Origin of the sequence: Schleiferilactobacillus shenzhenensis LY-73 (assembly GCF_000469325.1) — a bacterium.
Lineage (GTDB): Bacteria > Bacillota > Bacilli > Lactobacillales > Lactobacillaceae > Schleiferilactobacillus > Schleiferilactobacillus shenzhenensis.
In genome coordinates, this window is sequence record NZ_KI271591.1 from 29,234 (window position 1) to 29,433 (window position 200).

The window sequence follows — 200 nt, forward strand, 5'->3', positions numbered from 1 at the left end:
AAAGTCTTCCGTGCCAGGACATATTCGCCGGAAGTGCCGACCGCACTTTGTGTTTGCAGGCGCTTGCCCTGTTGTTCAGGGAGGAAAGCTGCCGGGATTTCCTGACGAGCCGGATGTTTTCGGTCTCCAAGAATGTAGGGTGACGGAGGGCGGAGCAGGCGGGGGCTCAGTGGTGAGATTGGCCTTAGCGGTCGGGTTTT